General features: G+C 70.0%; 16 protein-coding genes. 10 read left to right on the top strand and 6 right to left on the bottom strand.

Going from position 1 to position 17,909, the window contains the following annotated elements; genetic code table 11:
• Positions 1–12: 12 nt before the first annotated feature.
• Entirely contained in the window at positions 13–810 is a 798-nt protein-coding gene (locus AB0F88_RS38640; protein WP_362696003.1) for a GNAT family N-acetyltransferase, read from the bottom strand.
• A gap of 248 nt (positions 811–1,058) precedes the next feature.
• On the opposite strand from AB0F88_RS38640, the gene AB0F88_RS38635 reads away from it, so the two are divergent.
• Together AB0F88_RS38635 and AB0F88_RS38630 are read left to right on the top strand one after the other, a co-directional pair.
• The gene (locus tag AB0F88_RS38635) at positions 1,059–1,601 is read left to right on the top strand and encodes a hypothetical protein (RefSeq protein WP_362696001.1); all 543 of its coding nucleotides are present in this window, start codon (positions 1,059–1,061) and stop codon (positions 1,599–1,601) included.
• 49 nt (positions 1,602–1,650) lie between these two features.
• Positions 1,651–2,070, top strand: a complete 420-nt coding sequence (locus AB0F88_RS38630; protein WP_362695999.1) for a GNAT family N-acetyltransferase — start codon at positions 1,651–1,653, stop codon at positions 2,068–2,070.
• A gap of 226 nt (positions 2,071–2,296) precedes the next feature.
• Here AB0F88_RS38630 and AB0F88_RS38625 read toward each other — a convergent pair whose 3' ends face one another.
• Both AB0F88_RS38625 and AB0F88_RS38620 read right to left on the bottom strand, forming a co-directional pair.
• Positions 2,297–2,626, bottom strand: a complete 330-nt coding sequence (locus tag AB0F88_RS38625; protein ID WP_362695997.1) for a hypothetical protein — start codon at positions 2,624–2,626, stop codon at positions 2,297–2,299.
• Positions 2,623–5,079, bottom strand: coding sequence for a CHAT domain-containing protein (locus tag AB0F88_RS38620; RefSeq protein WP_362695995.1), 2,457 nt, complete (start codon positions 5,077–5,079; stop codon positions 2,623–2,625). The genes AB0F88_RS38625 and AB0F88_RS38620 overlap by 4 nt, the downstream gene beginning before the upstream one ends.
• Positions 5,080–5,642: 563 nt before the next feature.
• Here AB0F88_RS38620 and AB0F88_RS38615 point away from each other — a divergent pair.
• The 5 genes from AB0F88_RS38615 (at position 5,643) to AB0F88_RS38595 (ending at position 9,652) form a co-directional block, all read left to right on the top strand.
• Entirely contained in the window at positions 5,643–6,206 is a 564-nt protein-coding gene (locus tag AB0F88_RS38615) for a hypothetical protein (protein WP_362695993.1), read from the top strand.
• 13 nt (positions 6,207–6,219) lie between these two features.
• Positions 6,220–6,873 carry a hypothetical protein gene (locus tag AB0F88_RS38610; RefSeq protein ID WP_362695991.1) on the top strand — a complete coding sequence of 218 codons (654 nt, stop codon included), beginning with the start codon at positions 6,220–6,222 and terminating at the stop codon, positions 6,871–6,873.
• A 298-nt stretch (positions 6,874–7,171) separates the two neighbouring features.
• Positions 7,172–8,452: an Nramp family divalent metal transporter gene (locus AB0F88_RS38605; protein ID WP_362695989.1), complete on the top strand. Its 1,281-nt coding sequence runs from the start codon at positions 7,172–7,174 to the stop codon at positions 8,450–8,452.
• 104 nt (positions 8,453–8,556) lie between these two features.
• The gene (locus AB0F88_RS38600; protein ID WP_362695987.1) at positions 8,557–8,937 is read left to right on the top strand and encodes a DUF302 domain-containing protein; all 381 of its coding nucleotides are present in this window, start codon (positions 8,557–8,559) and stop codon (positions 8,935–8,937) included.
• Positions 8,938–8,950: 13 nt separating this feature from the next.
• On the top strand, positions 8,951–9,652 hold the full coding sequence (locus tag AB0F88_RS38595; protein ID WP_362695985.1) for a hypothetical protein: 702 nt from the start codon (positions 8,951–8,953) through the stop codon (positions 9,650–9,652).
• Here the strand turns inward: AB0F88_RS38595 and AB0F88_RS38590 are convergent.
• From AB0F88_RS38590 to AB0F88_RS38580, 3 genes are all read right to left on the bottom strand, one after another.
• Positions 9,626–10,693: an ABC transporter permease gene (locus AB0F88_RS38590; protein WP_362695983.1), complete on the bottom strand. Its 1,068-nt coding sequence runs from the start codon at positions 10,691–10,693 to the stop codon at positions 9,626–9,628. The two genes, AB0F88_RS38595 and AB0F88_RS38590, sit on opposite strands and share 27 nt — an antisense overlap.
• Positions 10,683–11,705 carry an ABC transporter permease gene (locus AB0F88_RS38585; protein ID WP_362695981.1) on the bottom strand — a complete coding sequence of 341 codons (1,023 nt, stop codon included), beginning with the start codon at positions 11,703–11,705 and terminating at the stop codon, positions 10,683–10,685. Before AB0F88_RS38585 ends, AB0F88_RS38590 begins: the two co-directional genes overlap by 11 nt.
• Positions 11,706–11,802: 97 nt before the next feature.
• Positions 11,803–13,266 carry a sugar ABC transporter ATP-binding protein gene (locus tag AB0F88_RS38580; protein ID WP_362696073.1) on the bottom strand — a complete coding sequence of 488 codons (1,464 nt, stop codon included), beginning with the start codon at positions 13,264–13,266 and terminating at the stop codon, positions 11,803–11,805.
• A gap of 990 nt (positions 13,267–14,256) precedes the next feature.
• Here AB0F88_RS38580 and AB0F88_RS38575 point away from each other — a divergent pair.
• The 3 genes from AB0F88_RS38575 (at position 14,257) to atpB (ending at position 17,798) form a co-directional block, all read left to right on the top strand.
• Positions 14,257–14,907, top strand: coding sequence for a lysophospholipid acyltransferase family protein (locus AB0F88_RS38575; protein ID WP_362695979.1), 651 nt, complete (start codon positions 14,257–14,259; stop codon positions 14,905–14,907).
• Between the two features lie 71 nt (positions 14,908–14,978).
• A complete protein-coding gene (locus AB0F88_RS38570; RefSeq protein ID WP_362695977.1) occupies positions 14,979–16,610 on the top strand; it encodes a penicillin-binding transpeptidase domain-containing protein in 1,632 nt (543 codons plus the stop codon).
• Positions 16,611–16,967: 357 nt separating this feature from the next.
• A complete protein-coding gene (gene atpB, locus AB0F88_RS38565) occupies positions 16,968–17,798 on the top strand; it encodes a F0F1 ATP synthase subunit A (RefSeq protein ID WP_362695975.1) in 831 nt (276 codons plus the stop codon).
• Positions 17,799–17,909: the final 111 nt, after the last annotated feature.

Raw genomic sequence — 17,909 nt, 5'->3', positions numbered from 1 at the left:
GCATGATCGGCATCAGAGAGTCGGCGGCACCCACATGTACGGCGTCGTCGTGGTGATCGCCTCCAGGCCCAGCCTGGCGAGGATCGGGCGGCTGGCGTCGGAGGCGTCCACCTGCACCAGGGGGAACCCCCGCGCCACCGCCAGCTCCGCCCGGTACGACACCATCGCCCGGTAGACGCCCCTGCCCCGCCACTCCTTCAGCGTCGAGCCGCCCCACAGCGAGGCGAAGTCGGTGCCCTCGTGGAAGCGCGCCCACGCCGCGCACACCACCTGCCCGTCCGCCTCGGCGATCACCACCGCGCACGGGTCCCCGGGTCCGGCGAGGTCGCGCTCCAGCATGCCGGGCAGCCAGCCGTGGTCCGCGTCCCAGACCGTCTCCTCCAGCTCGCGGATGCGCTCCAGGTCGTCCCGCCCCGCCGCCTCGCGCAGCCGTACCCCGGCGGGCACCACCTTGGCACCGGCCAGTTCGCCCGCCTCGCCGACGAACACCGTCTCCCGCTCCTGCGGCTCGAACCCGGCCGCCACGAGCCGCTCGGGCAGGTCGGCGGGCAGGTCGTAGCCGTGGTACTTCCACTCGACCTCGCGCCCGACCCGGGTGAAGAAGTCTCGCTGGCGCGCGATGAAGGCGTCCAGCTCGGCGCCCTCCAGGCCACCCAGGTCCCGATACGTCAGGAAGCCCTGGCCGTGGCCGTTCGACACGGTCCTCAGCAGCGGCCCGATCCGCTCGGCGGTGCGGCCCGGCATCGGCCTGGCCCGGAGCTGCTCGTCGTATGCCGCGAGGTAGGCGGAAGCCCGCGATGAGATGTTCATTGCGAACAGCCAATCACACACTCATCGGCTCCGACATGGCGTTATGGACCTAGACACGACCCGGAGTCTCTCATCCCGCCCCGTCGCCTTTACAACGTAGATTCACTGGCGGCCCGCCGCGCTCGCCCCGGGCGACAGGTCCGCCCGGCACCGTGTCGGGGATCTGATTCCGACACGTTCCACCGGGCGCGCTGTAACTGTCGGTGGCGACCCCTACTATGAGCCACCTCGAGGAGGGATAGCCGCTCATGGTTGACGCGCTGAGGGTTTCGCTGCTGGTCACGACCGATCTGCCGCCCGATACCGACCTGAAGGAGTTCGGGCGGTTACTGGTCGACTCCGTGCTCACGCTCCAGCGGGGCGAGGTGACGTATCCCGCGCTCCTGCGCGGCGGGGTGTTCTGGCTGGACCGGCCGCTGCCTCCGTCCGACGACGGGGTTCCCCGCGCGGCGGCCGAGGAGCTGCGGTTCGCGGCGCTGCTGGGCCACCTGTCGGCCGCCCACCCACCGGGTTCGGCGAAGGAGACGGTCGCCGACGCGGGCCGGGCGATCACCGCCGCCGTCGCCGCCCGGTACGGCGACCTGGGCAGCCCACCGGCCGTGATGGCGATCCGCGGCGAGGACGTGCGCGAGCGCACCCCCCGATCGGCCATCACGGTGGGATCGGAGACGGCGGGCCTCCTCCCGAACCCGAAGCCCCTGCTCGGGCCGGAGCGCCCGTCCAAGACGGAGCCCCCGACCGGGCCGGAGCCCTTGACCGAGACGGTGCCGTTCCTGAGCGCTCCCGCCTGACACCGGGAGCGGGGCCCGCCCACCCCGGTCGGCTGATAGCTTCCCGTCCGTGGACGTGAACATCCGGTACGGGCGGATCGAGGATGTCGAGGCGCTGCTGGCCTTCTGGCTGGTGGCCGCCGAGGGGACCGACAGGCACGACGACCCGGCCAAGGTGGTCGCGCTGATCGAACGAGACCCCGAGGCCGTCCTCATCGCCGAGATCGGCCAGAAGATGGCCGGCACGCTGCTCGCGGGCTGGGACGGCTGGCGAGCCCACCTCTACCGGCTGGCCGTGGATCCCGCCCTCCGGCGGCGGGGAGTGGGGACCGCGCTGATCCGGGCGGCCGAGGCGCGCTTCGCGGCGTTCGGCGCGTTCCGGGTCGACGCGATGGTGCTGCACGACAACGAGCCGGCCCATCATGCCTGGGGCGCCGCGGGCTACGCGCCGCAGCCCCAGTGGTCCCGCTGGGTCAAGCCACTGGGGTGACGCGTGACCGATCCGTCCGAGACCACGGCTTCTCAGCGGTCGTGCTCGCCGCCGGCGCCCCACCCGCCACATCATCGCCGCCGGCGGCCACCACCTGTCTGTCGCCAAGAACAACCGGCCGACGGCTACTCGGTCTCACACCCTGAGAACGCTTTGGCACCGAGTGGTGAGCGACGGCCATGAAGCCTTCTCATGAGAGAAGGCCGTGACAGGCCGCGGTCGAAATCTATTCATCCTCCCCGTCCCGTGGCACGATCTCACGAACCTCGTCACCCGTTCGCAGCATGACCCGGCGCAGGCCCCGCAGGTTTTTCACGAACTTTCTGAGATCGGTGGTGAGCTCGTCGAGCTGCCACACGGTGACCTTGGCCACGCCGATGATCGCTAGGACGGTCAGAACAGCCTGGTTCAGGTCGACGGCCATCGGGAGAGCCGGCTCGGCATCCACCTCCATGTCCCCCGGCAGCGACCGCAGAAGATCGAGCACCTCCTGGGTCGCCCGCTCGGGATCTGTTCCGTCATCAAACTCGAACGCAAGGTCGACAACCTGATTCATCCTCGGCTCCTTGCCGGTAGCAGGGTCGTGGTCGTGAGGGTGTAAGGGCCCCAGTGATATGGGGAGTTGCGGTACAGACAGCGCTTGTCACGCACCTCCAGGACGGCCGCACGCAGGGCTTCGTCGGCAGGCACACCGGAGATGAGCCGTTCGTGCAACGGTGAGAGCATCAGGGCCGCGAAAGATTTCTCGGCGGGCCACAGGGCGCCCAGAACAGCCTCGGCGCCTGCCGCGAAAAGGGCTCCCGTGAGCGAGTTGAGCTCTTCCGCGAGAAGTTCGCCCCCGGATTCGCTTCGTACCGCCTGTTGTCCGCTGTAGCAGGAAACAAGCAAGACGAGTGGGCCGCTGAGCTGCCACATCGCCAGGTCGAGATCGTCGAGCGCACCGTCGAACAACGCCAGCCTCGGCCCGACGGCCATCTCGGGCCACGGATTTGTTCCGTGTGTGATGAGTTGCAGGAAACCTGCTTTCCCGAGTTCGTCATGCCGGTCCTGGAGTGCGGCCACACTGGCTTCCGCGTCGGAGAGCACCATGCGAAGTCGGCCGCGGGAGTGCCACGAACGACAGGCGTCCCGAGCCTGTTCGGCGATGAGGTCAAGGTTCCTGAGACCCGTGTGGTTGCGGAAGTCGGCGATGTCGACGGCGGCGAGTTCACCGACCCCCGGACTTGATCGAGGCCGCGCCAGCGCGGTCAGGGACGGCGCCAGCACTACCGTCATCAGGTCGATCAGAGGGCGCCCGTCGAGTTCGAGGACGGAGAACGGCACAGCGTGCAGCAGACGGTGTGGACTGACATAAAGCCGGCGAACGTCCGCGAGCACGTCCGAGGGCGGTAACAACACGCGGCCGAGCGAGTCGAACGTCCTCAACAGGGCGACATCGCCGTAGTTCAGGAAACCACCGGTCACCAGCGCGGTGTTGGTTTCGAGCACCGTGCGGGCGGCCGCGTCGACGGGCAGTACGTCGTGCCACGAACGGTCGTGGCGTATGACGACGGCGACAAGGTGGTGGGGATCAAGCCAGAAGTAGCTGAGCACCGCCTCCTCCGGCTCCAGCCGGGATCGCAGCGTATCGAGGTCGAACGGCGGCAGCGACGCGTACGGCCCGGCGGCGTCCCAGGCGTCGGCCATCAGGCGCCGCGTCCAGCCCGACTCGGGCGACTCCTCACCACCGAACCGGGGCTCGTGACCTTCCGCGCGCAGGCCGCGCACGGAGGCGGCCAGCGCCACGCGATCGGCGTCCTGTACGGGCACGCGTACACGCGTCAACCGCCTGCCCCTGAGCAGCTCGGTGACCTTGAGAAGCCGCTCGAGGTCGTTGCGGCGCAGGGCCGCCTCGATCGCCACGTGGTACGCGTCGATCCGCTCGCCGGTGTAGCCCTCCCGAGGACGGACGCCGGTGACCGTCCGGCGTAGCGGCTCGATCTGCGCGATGGCCGCTGACGCGAGCCGCTCGGCGTCTTCCCATTGGCCGAGACGCGCCTCCGCCCGCGCCTGCCGCACGAGGAGTGCCACACCCAGGTCATGCCGACGCCGCTCGGGGACGCGCGGTGTGGCCGCCCGCAGCAGAGCCGCCGCAGCGTGGGCATCGCCCTCACGGAGGTACAGATCGGCGAGGCGGCGGGCGATGGCCGCCGCCACGTCGGCCGCGTTCGGCAACCGGCTGGCGGACCAGTCGGCGTACAACCGCTCGGCACGGTGCCGCAGCCGCGGATCGGCCGGGGTTTCGTGGATGGCTACGTCCCAGTCGTCGAGGCTGTCGCCGAGCAGGTCGAGCGGACTCGGCCGCGAGGAGCCACCGGCCGCCGCCGCTATCAGCCGGTGCGCCGACCGCCGGTGTTCGCGAGCGATCCGGAGCCAACCGGCATCACCTGTCACAACCGCGATCTCCCGGCCGATGCTGTACACCAGCAGCCGCTCGCGGACTCGAATCTCAAGATCCTCCGATGCGCTCAACGGCATCACCTCACGCGCGGCCTGGCGCAACGCCCTGATGCCTTCGAGGTGATCCCCGGACCGGAGCTGAAGCTGGCCCAACTCGAGGAGAGCCTGCGCACGACGCACGCCTTTGGCGTCCGGATCCCTGAACTCCGCGACCAGCCGGAGAAGCTCCGTGTCGATCACGCCGGACCGGTAAAGCCGGTTGCGTGCCATGGACTCCCGCGCCCACCGTGCCCGCTCCGGCGAACCGGCCGACTCCCACCAGTGCGCCGACCGGCTGAGGGCTTCGTCGACGCCGGCGACGTCAGCGGGGTCGGAGCCGAGTTCGCGAGCCCGGCCAAGCCAGTCCCAGGCGTCGGCGGCGAGCATCCGGCCCGCGAGGGTGCCGCCCAGCCTCTCGGCCTCAAGCGTCAGCGCCGCCAGGTCTCGCAACAGGGCCGCGCCGACATGGCCGGTCATGATCTGCGAGCTGATTCCTGTGAGGCGTTCCCGCAGGAAACGGATCCTATCCATGGCCGCTCGATGCGTGGTCGACGCGGTTCATCTCGGTTGTCCTCGCTTTCGCGCGGTCACTCGGTCTCGGGGGAATCCGTGATCGATGCAGCCGGGCGGCTCGCCGGCCCGACCGTGATTTCGCCGCCCTGAACTCGTGAATCCTTGTTCCGAATGACGCACTGTCGCGGCTCCGGGCGGCACTTTCGCCGTTGCGACCGGCCACGTCGCGCAACTCTTGTCGACACGACTTCGGACCGTGACGGCATGCCGAAAATACATGTATTTCGGGCATTTCGGAACGGTAGCCGCGAGGCCATTCCGATCGCCCGCGTTCTCGCCGGAGCGGGGTCACTGAAGCGGAACCGCGTGAAGGGCACGGCAGGGGAGGACAGAAGATCTGCCCTTGCGGCCTGGTCACAAGATTGACAACCAATCAGCCATCAGCGCACAACTCATCAAACAAAGGTCGCATAGGACTTATAGGGTCAAATCTGACAATACGCTTATATGTAATCGGCTCTACAGTACGGCATGATACCCTCACGTTCCGATGTGGTCCATCGACGAAAGAGATCATCGTCATGGAGTTACTGCTGTTTATGGTTGTCGTGGGATCGGTGTTGTGGTTCCTCGGGGCCGCGATCGAGTCGGGCCATAAGATCGATCCGGCGAAACTCGCGGCCGATCTCAAAGTGGCACTTGGCCGCGGTGACAGCATCAAGGCGCGTCGGCTTCTCAAAACACTGCCCGAATGGAAGGCGGTCGATTCTCTCAAGAGAGTCGCCGGCAACACCTGCGATTTGCGCCGGGACATGGACGCCGCGGTTCAGGCAGGCGTTTCCCAGGGATTGCTCGGCCCGCTTCCCCACGTGATCGGGCGCAACGACGAGATCGTGATCACGATAGCGCGCAAGGTTGCCGCACTCGCCCTCCAGAGCGAGAGGAAGCTCAAAAAGCTGCCGCCCGCCGCCCGCGACCTCCTGGACGCCGACGTACGTCGACTGGAGTACATAAACCAGGCGTCGCAGACTGTTCGCAACAGTCTCCTGATCGCCACCGCGTCCATTCAGGGCGATGACGCGGTGGGTCGCGCCGACGCTCTCGAGGCCTTCGGACGCGCGCTGCACGAACTCGGCAACGGTTAGGAAGGATCGTCGAATGTCTGGTCCCGTCATTCCCGTCAACCTCTTCGATCGGATTCTCGCCATGGTCGGCCAGGCAGACGTACCGCAGCACGAGATCGACGCGGAGATAATCCGTATAAACACCACTACGCAGGACTTTGACCAGCCTTGTATCGAGCACCTGTATGAATACCACCTTTTGGGTATCCAACTCGAACGTCTGCGTAATGAGGAGGTGGCAGCACGTCGTGCGGTGGGCAAGGCGCGCGGCACCGATCTGATGCGACTCCGAGAGCGCAAGCTTCGCGAAGTTCACGATGAGATGGAACACCTGACGTACCTGCGGGCGCGGATGGAGGAAGTGCTGACCTATGTCAACGAGACCACGGCCGTGATCCGGCGAGGCCGCAAGCAGTTACGGCAACTGCGGGCCACGATCGCGGTCGAGGGCAAGGCCGCCCTCGCCGCGGAAGAGAGGGCGGCCGCGTACGCACGACTACAGCGGTCGCGGGAAGAGCTTCACGCGATACGCGACGAAGTCGACCGGCGCGCGGCGTGGGCGTATGGCGCCGAGAAGCAGGCGACGGACGACATGTTCCTGACTGAGCTGATACTCGAAGAGGCCCACGACAGGCACCTCGAGAATCGCCCGTCGCTCGGGAGCAGGCGTAGGTCGACACACCTTTGAGACTATCACCATTTATGCGACTTGCCGTCTTTAGGAATATAAGAGGTGGATTCCCGAGGCAGGCTATTTATTTGCCCCCGCTAGGCCTCGGCCGCTTGTCTTCATTCTTTGGCTGAGTAATCTTTGTTTTGCGGCACTGAGGCTGCGATATACCGCTAATTCACACTTTCCGGTTATGCGCTCGCGAGCACGGGACGTCGCGCGGTTTCGCACTGCCGAGGCGGAGCTCGATGCCCGCTCGCCGATGAACGCCCGCCGAACACGGGTGACGGCAGGCACGGCACGCCGGGAGGCATGGATGAACGACGACAGCACGCTGACGCTGCCCCCGCCCGCCTCGACCCCCCGGTCCCCCTCACGGCCGGGCGGCTCGCGGGCGGCCCCGATCCTGGGACCGGCGTTCGTCGCGGCGATCGCCTACGTGGACCCCGGCAACGTGGCCACCAACCTGACGGCCGGGGCGACGTCGGGCTACCTGCTCGTGTGGGTGGTCGTGCTGGCCAGTCTCGTCGCGCTCCTCGTCCAGTTCCAGGCGGCGAAGCTCGGCATGGCGACCGGCAAGAGCCTGCCCCGGCTGTGCCGCGAGCGTTTCTCCCGCCGAGGCAGCCTCCTGCTGTGGCTGCAGGCCGAGGTGGTCGTACTGGCCACGGACCTGGCCGAGTTCGTCGGCGCGGCCATCGGGATGCAGCTGCTCTTCGGAATGCCGCCCGCGATGTCGGCGGTGGTCACCGCCGTGGTGGCGCTGCTCATGCTCCAGCTGCGGCGGCACGGCCGGACGCGGCGGTTCGAGCTCGTCAGCGCCGCGAGCCTCCTGCTCGTCGGGGCGGGGGTCGTCTACGACGTCTTCGCGGTGGGCCGGCAGTCCGTCACCGAGCTGGCCGGCGGGCTGATACCCCGCCTGGACGGCGGCGGCTCGCTGATCCTCGCCATGGGGATCGTCGGCGCCACCGTCATGCCCCACGCCATATACCTGCACTCCGCGCTGGTGCAGGGCCGTGGATGGCCGGCCGGCGCGGCGTGGCGGCAGCCCGCGTCCGTCCGGCGGGCCCTGCGGATCGACTGCCTGCTCGGGCTCGGCACCGCCACGATCGTGAACGTGTCGATGATCGCCCTCGGCGCCGGGCTCGGAGCGGCCGCGGGCGGGGCCTGGACCGGCGACCTGTTCGCCGCCCACGCGGAGTTGCTGGACCGGGTCGGCGGCGCCGCCGCCCTCGCGTTCGCCGTCATGCTCCTGTCGTCGGGGGTCTCCTCCTGCGGGGTGGGCACCCTGGCGGGGGACGTGGTGATGCGGGGCTTCCTGAACCTCCGGGTGCCGATCCAGCTGCGGCGCGTCGTGACGATGACACCGGCCGTCCTCGCCCTGGTGCTCGGCGTGCCGCTGACCAGCCTGCTGATCGTGAGCCAGGTGGTCATCTCGCTCGGCGTGCCCGTCGCGCTGTTCCTGCTCGTCCACTTCTGCCGCGACCGGTCGGTGATGGGCCCCCTGGTCAACGATCCGCTGACCACGCGGATCGCGGCCTGCGCGGGCGCCGCGGTCGCCGTCCTCGGGTGCTGCCTGCCGCTGACCTTCCTGTTCTAGAAACCCCGGCCTGTTCCACTCCCACCCGCTCTCACGGGGAGCCGCTCTCAGGGAACCCGTTCTCACGGGGACCGGGGGCCGGGACTCCCGCACCGGAGGCATCGATGAACACCGTCACCCGCGTCTCGTCAGGCTCGGTCGCCGAGACGCTCGACCGGCTCGAAAAGCTGATCACGAGCAGGGGGCTGAGGCTCTTCGCCGTCATCGAGCACGACGTGGCCGCCGCGGAGGCCGGGCTGAGCATGCGGCCCGCCAAGCTGGTGATCTTCGGCGACCCCGCGGCGGGCACCCCGCTGATGGTCGCCGCGCCGCTGCTCGCCCTCGACCTGCCCCTGAAGATCCTCGTCTGGCAGGACGAGTCCGGCCGTACCCTGGTCAGCCACGGCAGCGTCGCCGAGCTCCAGGAGCGGTACGGCCTGACCGAGGAGCAGGTGGCGCCGCTGCGCGGGGTCGCGCTCCTGGCCTCCGCGGCCACCGGCGCCTGACGGTCCTGACGGCGTGAACGCGAGGCAGCGGTCGGAGCGGCGCGGGCACCCGGGCGAGCCCCGGCTCCCCGCCGCGTGCGCGGTGGTGGTCGCCGCGGCGCTGTACGCGGCGCTGCCGGGCAGGCTCATCGTCGGACCGCGCTTCGTCATCCCCGTGCTGGAACTGCTGCTGCTGGTGCCCCTGATAGCGATCAATCCCCGGCGGATGGTCCGGGAGAACCGGTTGATGAGGCGGCTGTCCATCGCCCTCGTCCTGGTCATCGCGGTGGCCAACGGGGTGTCGCTGGTCCTGCTCGTCATCGAGCTGGTGTCCGGGGAGGCCAGGGAGGGCAAACAGCTGCTGCTCGCCGCCGTCCAGGTGTGGGTGACCAACATCATCATCTTCGGGCTGGCCTTCTGGGAGCTCGACCGGGGAGGGCCGGTGCGGCGCACCCAGGCGAAGGGCGGCGACCTTCCGGTGGCCGACTTCCGCTTCCCGCAGGACGAGGACCACGACGCCGTCGCCGAGGTGGCGGCCCGGTCGTCGGCGAAGTCGGGGTGGACGCCCGGCTTCGCCGACTACCTCTACGTGTCGGTGACGAACTCCTCCGCGTTCAGCCCCACCGACACCATGCCGCTGTCGGTACGGGCGAAGCTCCTGATGGCCGTGGAGTCGGTGTCGGCGCTCATCCTCTCGGTGCTCGTCATCTCACGAGGTGTCGGCCTGCTGGGGTGACGCCTCCCGGACGGCTCTGGCGTGCCTGCGCCGCGCCACCGCCGTGACGAGACGCGGAGTGATCACCGAGATGATCAGGAGCAGGCCGGTGACGATCGACTGGATCTCGGTCGCCACGTCGTTGAGCATGAGCAGGTTGCGCAGCAGGCCGATGAGCAGCACTCCGGCGATCACGCCGCCGAGGGTGCCCCTGCCCCCGTCGAAGTCGACGCCGCCCAGCAGGACCGCGGCGATGACGGCCAGCTCCAGCCCGATGCCGTTGTCGGCGCGGGCGCTGCCGTACCGCAGGGTGAAGATCACCCCGGCGAAGGCCGCGACGGTGCCCGAGAGCACGAACAGGATCAGCTTGATCCGCTTGACCCGGATGCCGGCGAACCGCGCCGCCTCCTCCTGCGCGCCGATCGCGAACAGCGAGCGGCCGAAGCCGGTGGCGTGCAGCACCACGGCGGTGACCACGGCCAGCAGGACGAACAGCGCCACCGGGTACGGGATCGGCGTGCCCGGCACGTCGCCCACGGCCAGCTCCGTGTACTGCGCCGGGAACTCCGCGATCGCCCTGTCGCCCAGCACCACGTAGGCGAGGCCCCGGTAGAGCGCCAGCGTGCCGATGGTGACGGCGAGCGAGGGCAGCCCGAGCCTGGTCACCAGGAGGCCGTTGACCAGCCCGCACACCGCTCCCACCACGACCACCAGCGGGATGATCGTCTCGATCGCCCAGCCCGCGTCCCAGAGCGAGCCGACCAGCGCGCTGGACAGGCCCAGCACCGAGGCCACCGACAGATCCACCTCCGCGGCCACCACCAGCATGGTCATCGCCAGCGCGATCAGCGCGATCTCCCCCAGGTCGCCGAGCGCGAACGACAGGTTGCCGACACTGGCGAAACCGGGCGATCCGGCCGAGCCGCCGATGAAGACGAGAACCAGCAGCAGGCCGACGAACACGTCCCAGCGGAGCAGGCGGCCGAGCGAGCCGCGCTCCGGCCGGCCGGCGGGCGGCACGGCCCGCGCCTCGGGCTTCACGGTCGTCACGTCAGGAGCCATGTCGGGAGTTCCTCCTCCGCAGTACCCGCGCGACCCGCAGCGCGAGCAGCCGGTCGACGCTGATCGCCAGGAGCAGCAGAGCTCCGGTGATGGCCTGCTGCCAGAACGGGTTGACCTTGAGCACGACCAGCGCGCTGGTGATGGTGGTGAGCAGCAGCGCGCCGAGCGCCGCGCCGTACACGGTGCCGACGCCGCCGGTGATCGCGACCCCGCCGACCACGACGGCGCTGACCACCTGGAGCTCCCAGCCGTTGGCGGCGTCGGCGACCACGGTGCCGAACCGCGACAGCCACAGCACCCCGGCCAGGCCCGCGAGCGCGCCGCTGAAGAGGTAGGCCCCCATCACGCGGCGCCGCACCGGCACGCCCGCCAGGCTCGCGGCCTCCGGGCTGGAGCCGATGGCGTAGAAGTCGCGGCCCGAGGCGTAGGAGCGCAGGTAGTAGCCGACGGCCAGCATCACCACGACGGCGATGATCGGCAGGTACGGCACCCCGAACACCGAGCCGTTGCCCAGGGACAGCAGCGCCGGGGGCAGGTCGACGGCGTTGATCTGCCGCCCGTGGGCGATGTAGTGGTCGACGCCCTGGATCACGTACAGCGTGCCGAGGGTGACCACCAGGGCCGGCACCCGGCCGAAGCTGACCAGCAGGCCGTTGATCATGCCGCAGAGCGCGCCGATCGCGACCCCCAGCACGACGGCGAAGACGATGCCCCTGCCGTGGTCGGCGGACAGGAGGTCGCCGACGGTGAAGGCCACCAGGCCGACGACCGAGCCCGCGGACAGGTCGATGTTGCGGGTGATGACGACGACGGACTGGCCGACGGCGAGCAGCACCAGGATGGAGGCGTTGAGGAAGATGTCGGTCAGGCCCTGCCCGGACAGGAAGTTGCCGTTGGTGCTCGCGGTCACCGCGACCAGGACGGCCAGCGCCGCCACGATGCTCAGCTCGCGGGCCCGGAACACCAGGTCCACCAGGCCGCGGGCGCTCCGCCCGGCGGTGACGGCGCTCATGCGCCCTCCCCCGCCGCCCGCGCGCCCTGGACGTGTCCCCCGGTGCCCTCGGCGGCGCCCGTGCCCCGCCGTCCTCGGGGGCTCTCGTTCGGCTCGATCACGAGGCCCTCCCGGTCGCCGCTGACATGACACTCTCCTCTGTGGCCCGCTCGCGCGGGATCTCGGCGACGAGCCGCCCCTCCTGCATGACCAGGACCCGGTCGGCCATGCCGAGCACCTCGGGCAGGTCGGAGGAGATCATCAGTACGGCGAGGCCGTCGGCGGCCAGCTGGGACAGGAGCCGGTGCACCTCGGCCTTGGTCCCCACGTCGATGCCCCGGGTGGGCTCGTCGATGATGAGCACGTCGGGGCCGGTGGCGAGCCACTTGCCCAGCACGACCTTCTGCTGGTTGCCGCCGGAGAGCACGTTGGCCGCGTCCGACAGCCGGTTGAACTTGAGCTGGAGCCGGATCGCCCAGTCGCGGGCGCGGTCGCGCTCGGCGGCGCGGGAGATCACCGGGCCGCGGCGCAGCGCCCTCAGGCCGGTGATCCCGATGTTGCGCTCGATGGAGTGGTCCATCACCAGGCCCTGCTGGCGCCGGTCCTCGGGGACCAGGGCCAGGCCCGCGGACATCGCGGCGGTCGGGGACGCGGCGGGCAGCCGCTTGCCGTTCACCTCGACGGTCCCGGCGTCCCAGCGGTCCACGCCGAAGATCGCGCGGGCGACCTCGCTGCGTCCCGCCCCGACCAGTCCGGCGAGGGCCACGATCTCGCCCCGCCGCACCTCGAAGGAGACGTCGGTGAACACGCCTTCCCGGGTGAGCCGGTCGACCTTGAGCGCCACCTCGCCGGCCTCGGTCTCCTGCTTGGGGTAGAGGGTGTCGAGGTCGCGGCCGACCATCCGGCGGATCAGGTGCTCGTGCGTCAGGCCCGCGACCGGCTCGCCGGCGATCCAGGCGCCGTCGCGCAGCGTGGTGACCCGCTGGCAGAGCTCGAAGATCTCGTCCAGGCGGTGCGAGATGAACAGGACCGCGCACCCCTGCTCGCGCAGCGCCTTGACCACGTTGAACAGCCGGGCCACCTCGTTGCCCGACAGCGCCGCGGTGGGCTCGTCCATGACCAGCACCCGCGCGTCCCGCGACAGCGCCTTGGCGATCTCGACGAGTTGCTGGTCGGCGATGGACAGCCCGCGGGCCGGCTGCTCGGGGTCGAGGGCCACGCCCAGCCCGGCGAACAGCTCCGCGGCGCGGGCGCGCATGGCCCCGCGGTCGATCCGGCCGAGCGTGCTCCTGGGCTGGCGGCCGATGAAGATGTTCTCGGCGACCGACAGGTCGGGGAACATCGTGGGCTCCTGGTAGATCACCGCCACACCCGCCCGCTGGGCGTCGGCGGGGTTGCCGAACTCCACCGGCTCGCCGTCGAGCAGGACCTGCCCGCTGTCCGGGCGGTGCACCCCCGCCAGGATCTTCACCAGGGTGGACTTGCCCGCGCCGTTCTCCCCTGCGAGCGCGTGCGCCTCTCCCGCGTAGAGGTCGAGGGAGACGTCGCGCAGCGCCCGCACGGCGCCGAACGCCTTGCTCACCCCGGCCAGCGCCAGGACCGGAGGGGGCTCGCCGGAGGGCGGTCGGAGTGGCGCCTCTCCCTCGTCCGGTACGGTCACCGCGCCACCCCTTCATCTCCTAAAAACGTTTTAGTAGAATGAGCGGACGCTAATCCCGGCCGCCTCCCTTGTCAATGGGGAATGAAAGCCTCGTTTCCAATGCGTTACGCCATCCCGCAGGTGGGGCGCGACCGGACCGGGCGCCGGCCTCGGAGAAGGTCTCACCTAGATCGAGTAACACGTTTTAATCGACACCGGACCCTCGACGCCGGGGCGACGCCGGGGCCGGGGTGGCCATGACGGCCCGGGAGGTCGCAGAGGCGGCCCGGCCCGCCCGGCCGGACGCCCGACCGGCGGGACGGGCGGGACGGGCGGCTCCCGGCGCCCCCGCGGGGGCGCCGGACCCCCGTACCCGGCCTCTCCCCGCACCCCAGGTCCGGCTCCGCTCTCTCCGCTCCCCGCCGCTCCCGCCGCTCCCGTGGCGCCGAGCCCGGCGGACCCGCCGGGCCGATGGTCACGGCCCCGGCCCGCGGTTCTCCAAGACCGTCGACGAGGGCTGTGACCTGCGGATCTCCGGGCCGGAGGGCCCCGCCGGACACGCCGGTGACCTCAAATCGGAATAACCTGCGGCAGACGTCCGTTAGAGTGATCGTGCCGATGTGGTTTGTGTCCCCCGGGCCGCAAATTACCGCCTTCACGGAATACCGTTCGGCTGGAGCCGTGTTGTGCCTCTCGCCGAGGAGGCGACCGCCACATCGGCACCAAACGTCACGCCCCGTGAGCCCTCCCGGCCCGCGGGGCGTTTCTTTTCCTCCGTGACCGGTGGGGGTTTTCACCGGCTTCGCCCTGGAAAAGAGCGGCGGCGATGGAGGAGGGCTACAAACCTGGGCGCTCCGCTTGTGCGGGTGCGTACAACCGTCGGCCGCCGGGCCACCACCTAGTGTTGGGTAACCCGTCTCATGAGGAGAGCCCGTGCTCTATCGCCTGACCAAGATCGTCGGCGGCCCGGTCCTGCACCTGCTCTGGCCGACCTCGGTCACCGGGCACGAGCACGTTCCCGTCACGGGTCCGGCCATCATGGCCTCCAACCACCTGTCGATCCTCGACTCGACCTTCCTGCCCCTGGTGCTCAAGCGTCAGGTGCGCTTCGTCGCCAAGTCCGAGTACTTCACCGGCAATCCCGTCACCGCGATGTGGATGCGCGCCACCGGCCAGATCAGCATCGACCGGCAGAGCCCCACCTCGGCCCAGGACATGCTCGACGCGGCGGCGGAGGTGCTCGGGAACGGCGAGCTGTTCGGCATCTACCCGGAAGGCACCCGCTCCCCCGACGGGCGCCTCTACCGGGGCAAGGTGGGCGTCGCCTGGCTGGCCCTGGCCACCGGCGCGCCGGTGCTCCCGGTGGCGATGGAGGGCACCGGCGAGGTGCTGCCGATCGGCGCCGCGAGGCCCAGGCTCGGCCGGGTGAACGTCCGCATCGGCAAGCCGATGACCTTCACCGGCTCCGAGACGAGCGCGCGCGACCGGCGCAGGGTGACCGACGAGATCATGTTCGCGATCCAGGAGCTGTCCGGCCAGGAGTACGTGACGAGCTACGCACCTAGTCGCACACAGGCCAAGTGACCATTTATCCATATATGTCGCGTTGGTCACGCTAGGCTGCGGCCCTGGGGAAAAGAGAACTGGGGGATCAGGTGGCACGGGGCAAGACGATCGCGATCACATCGGCAGCCGTCGTGCTGGTGGCGGGGGCCGCCGGCGGCGGCGCCTGGTGGTACCTGCACACCAGGGGAACTCCCCAGGAGACCGCGGAGCGGTTCGTCGGCGCCTGGCAGAGCGGCAACCTGGCGGGCATGCGCGCCGAGCTCGGAACGCCGGACCCGGCGTTCGCCAAGGCGTACGACGGCATGCGCAAGGCCCTCGCGGTGGAGAGCACGACGGTACGGCTCGACGGGGTGCGCGAGACCGGGGACGGCACGGGACAGGCCTCCTACACCGCCACGCTGCGGCTCAAGGACGTCGGCGAGTGGAGTTACTCCGGCAACGTCGACCTGGCGGTCGTCGACCGGCACTGGCGGGTCAAGTGGTCGCCCAGCGCCGTCCACCCCGACCTGACCGCGACCACCGCCTTCGCGCTGAAGACGAAGTGGCCCGAACGGGCCGCGATCACCTCGGCGGACGGCGAGCGCATCGACGGCGCCGACGTGGGCGGCTCGGTGCAGCAGCTCGTCGGCTACCTGGAGAAGGCCACGGCGAAGAGCGTCGCGAAGCTGGGCGTCCCCTACAAGGTGGGTGACGCGGTCGGCGCGAGCGGATTGCAGCACACCTTCCAGGAGCGTCTGGCCGGCACCCCGGACACCGAGATCGAGCTCGTCGGCCCGGACAAGAAGACGGTCAAGAAGCTCGGCACGGTCGAGGGCAGGAGCGGCGAGGCCCTGGAGACCACCCTGGACATGCGGGTCCAGCGGGCCGCGGTCGAGGCCGTCCGCGACCTGAAGAAGACCGCCGCCCTGGTCGCGATCAGACCCTCGTCCGGCGAGATCCTCGCGGTGGTGAACAACCAGGGCGGCTTCAACCGCGCCCTGGACGGCAACTACCCGCCCGGCTCGACCTTCAAGGCGGTCACCACCGTGGGGCTGCTGGCCGAGGGGATGAACCCCGGTGATCGGGTCACCTGCCCCAAGAACGTCACGGTCGGCGGCCTGCCGATCCGCAACTCCGAGCACGCCGCCTACGGCTCGGTGTCGCTGTCCGACTCGTTCGCCTACTCCTGCAACACCACCATCGCCCCGCTGGTCAAGGAGCGGCTGGGCGCCGACAAGCTGTTGAGCACCGCCGAGCTGTTCGGTTTCAACAAGCCGCTCGACATCGGTGTCGCGGCCGCCAAGGGCAGCTTCCCCAGGGCCGAGAGCGACGCGGAACTGGCCGCGGAGTCGTTCGGCCAGGGACGGATCACCGCCAGCCCGCTGATGATGGCCTCGGTCGCCGCCGCGCTGGCCGACGGCACCTGGCGCCCGCCGACCCTGGTCCCCTCGATCAAGCAGAAGGCTCGGCCGCAGGCCCTGCCTGAGGCCGTCGTGCCGGACATGCACCGGATGATGTCCGCGGTCGTCACCAAGGGCACCGCCAAGAACGCGAGCCTGCCGCAGGGAACCCGGGGCAAGACCGGGACCGCCGAGTACGGCGCGCAGGGCGATCTGAAGACCCACGCCTGGTTCATCGGCTTCCGCGGCGAGGTGGCCTTCGCGGTGATCGTCGAGGAGGGCTCGGGCGGCGGCGCGGTCGCCGCCCCGGTGGCCGCCGACTTCCTGCGCGCCCTCGGCTGACGGCGCTCTCGGCCGGTAACGCTCTCGACTGGTGGCGCCCTCAGCCGGCGGCGCCCTCGGCCGGTAACGCTCTCAGCCGGTAACGCTCTCGGTCGGCGGCGCCCTCGGCCGGCGGTGCTCTCAGGTGACGGCGTTCCCGGCCGGCGGTGTTCTCCCCGGGACGGCGTTCCCGGTCGGCGGTGCCCTCCCGGGGGGCAGGGTTCCTCCCAGGGTGACCCGCGGCGAGGGGAGCCTGCGGGACCGGTGCCGGAGCGTTCCCCTCACCTCTGAGTCGATCATTACCTGCAAGGTATTGTCGCGCTCGCGGGGTCATGTGAAAGCCTTCACAAAGTATCCCCCTGCCGTTGGGACCGCCTCATGACGATCCTGATCACCTCATCACTCGAATCCTTCACATCGCCCGCGTCGCCCGGGTCGCCCGCGCCGCCCAGGTTTCAGGCGCCCGGCCTGGAGCTGTTCGACTTCCCCCCGCTGTGGGCGGGCGCGCCGTACTGGCTGACCAAACCGATCCTGATGGCCGTCCTGGCCGCGGCCCTGGTCTGCGGCGTCTGCTGGGCCGCCTTCGCCAACCCCAAGGTGGTGCCGCGCGGCCTGCAGAACGTGGTCGAGCTGGGCTACGTGTTCGTCCGCGACCACGCGGCCCGGCCGTTTCTCGGCAAGGACACCGACCGGTGGATGGGCCTGCTGCTCAGCGTCTTCTTCCTGGTCTGGATCTGGAACCTGATGGGGGTGGTCCCGCTCGTCCAGCTCCCCGTCTCCTCGTTCCTGGCCTTCCCCGCGGTGATCGCCGTGAGCGTCTACGTCCTGAAGATCTATCTCGGCGTCACGCGGCACGGCGTCGCCGGCTATCTCCGCGGGCTGATCCCTCGCGGGCTGCCCGTTCTGGCGTACGTGCTGGTCATCCCGCTGGAGCTGCTCTCCACCTTCGTGAACTCGCTGTTCGCGCACATGCTGCGGCTGGCCGCCAACATGTTCGCGGGCCATCTCATCCTGGCGTTCTTCAGCATGGTCGGCTTCTGGTTCCTGTTCGAGGAACCCACTTTGCCGGGCGTGCCGGTCGGCGTGGCCGGCGTGCTGATGGCGATCGTCATCACGGCCCTGGAGATGTTCGTCCAGTTCCTGCAGGCGTTCCTGTTCACGCTGCTGACCGCGATGTTCATCGGCAACGCGCTCAACCCCGAGCACTGACCGGCCCGCCGTCGCCCCGCACGACCGGGGCGACCGGCATCGTGCCCCGACGCCCTCCGGCCGTTCCCGGTCTCCACGCGCCCCGCACCGCGCCACCCGCCGCCGTCACCC

This window comes from Streptosporangium sp. NPDC023963 (assembly GCF_040639135.1).
GTDB lineage: Bacteria > Actinomycetota > Actinomycetes > Streptosporangiales > Streptosporangiaceae > Streptosporangium.
Note: the sequence above shows the minus strand (reverse complement) of the source record. Positions and strands in the feature narration are given on the sequence as shown.

Excerpts from the sequence above, each read along its gene's own strand:
- AB0F88_RS38605 (WP_362695989.1), top strand. The coding sequence starts at position 7,172 with ATGAACGACGACAGCACGCTGACGCTGCCCCCGCCCGCCTCGACCCCC.
- AB0F88_RS38640 (WP_362696003.1), bottom strand. The coding sequence starts at position 810 with ATGAACATCTCATCGCGGGCTTCCGCCTACCTCGCGGCATACGACGAG.
- AB0F88_RS38625 (WP_362695997.1), bottom strand. The coding sequence starts at position 2,626 with ATGAATCAGGTTGTCGACCTTGCGTTCGAGTTTGATGACGGAACAGAT.
- AB0F88_RS38610 (WP_362695991.1), top strand. The coding sequence starts at position 6,220 with ATGTCTGGTCCCGTCATTCCCGTCAACCTCTTCGATCGGATTCTCGCC.
- AB0F88_RS38600 (WP_362695987.1), top strand. The coding sequence starts at position 8,557 with ATGAACACCGTCACCCGCGTCTCGTCAGGCTCGGTCGCCGAGACGCTC.
- atpB (WP_362695975.1), top strand. The coding sequence starts at position 16,968 with ATGACGATCCTGATCACCTCATCACTCGAATCCTTCACATCGCCCGCG.
- AB0F88_RS38585 (WP_362695981.1), bottom strand. The coding sequence starts at position 11,705 with ATGAGCGCCGTCACCGCCGGGCGGAGCGCCCGCGGCCTGGTGGACCTG.
- AB0F88_RS38620 (WP_362695995.1), bottom strand. The coding sequence starts at position 5,079 with ATGGATAGGATCCGTTTCCTGCGGGAACGCCTCACAGGAATCAGCTCG.
- AB0F88_RS38615 (WP_362695993.1), top strand. The coding sequence starts at position 5,643 with ATGGAGTTACTGCTGTTTATGGTTGTCGTGGGATCGGTGTTGTGGTTC.
- AB0F88_RS38635 (WP_362696001.1), top strand. The coding sequence starts at position 1,059 with ATGGTTGACGCGCTGAGGGTTTCGCTGCTGGTCACGACCGATCTGCCG.
- AB0F88_RS38590 (WP_362695983.1), bottom strand. The coding sequence starts at position 10,693 with ATGGCTCCTGACGTGACGACCGTGAAGCCCGAGGCGCGGGCCGTGCCG.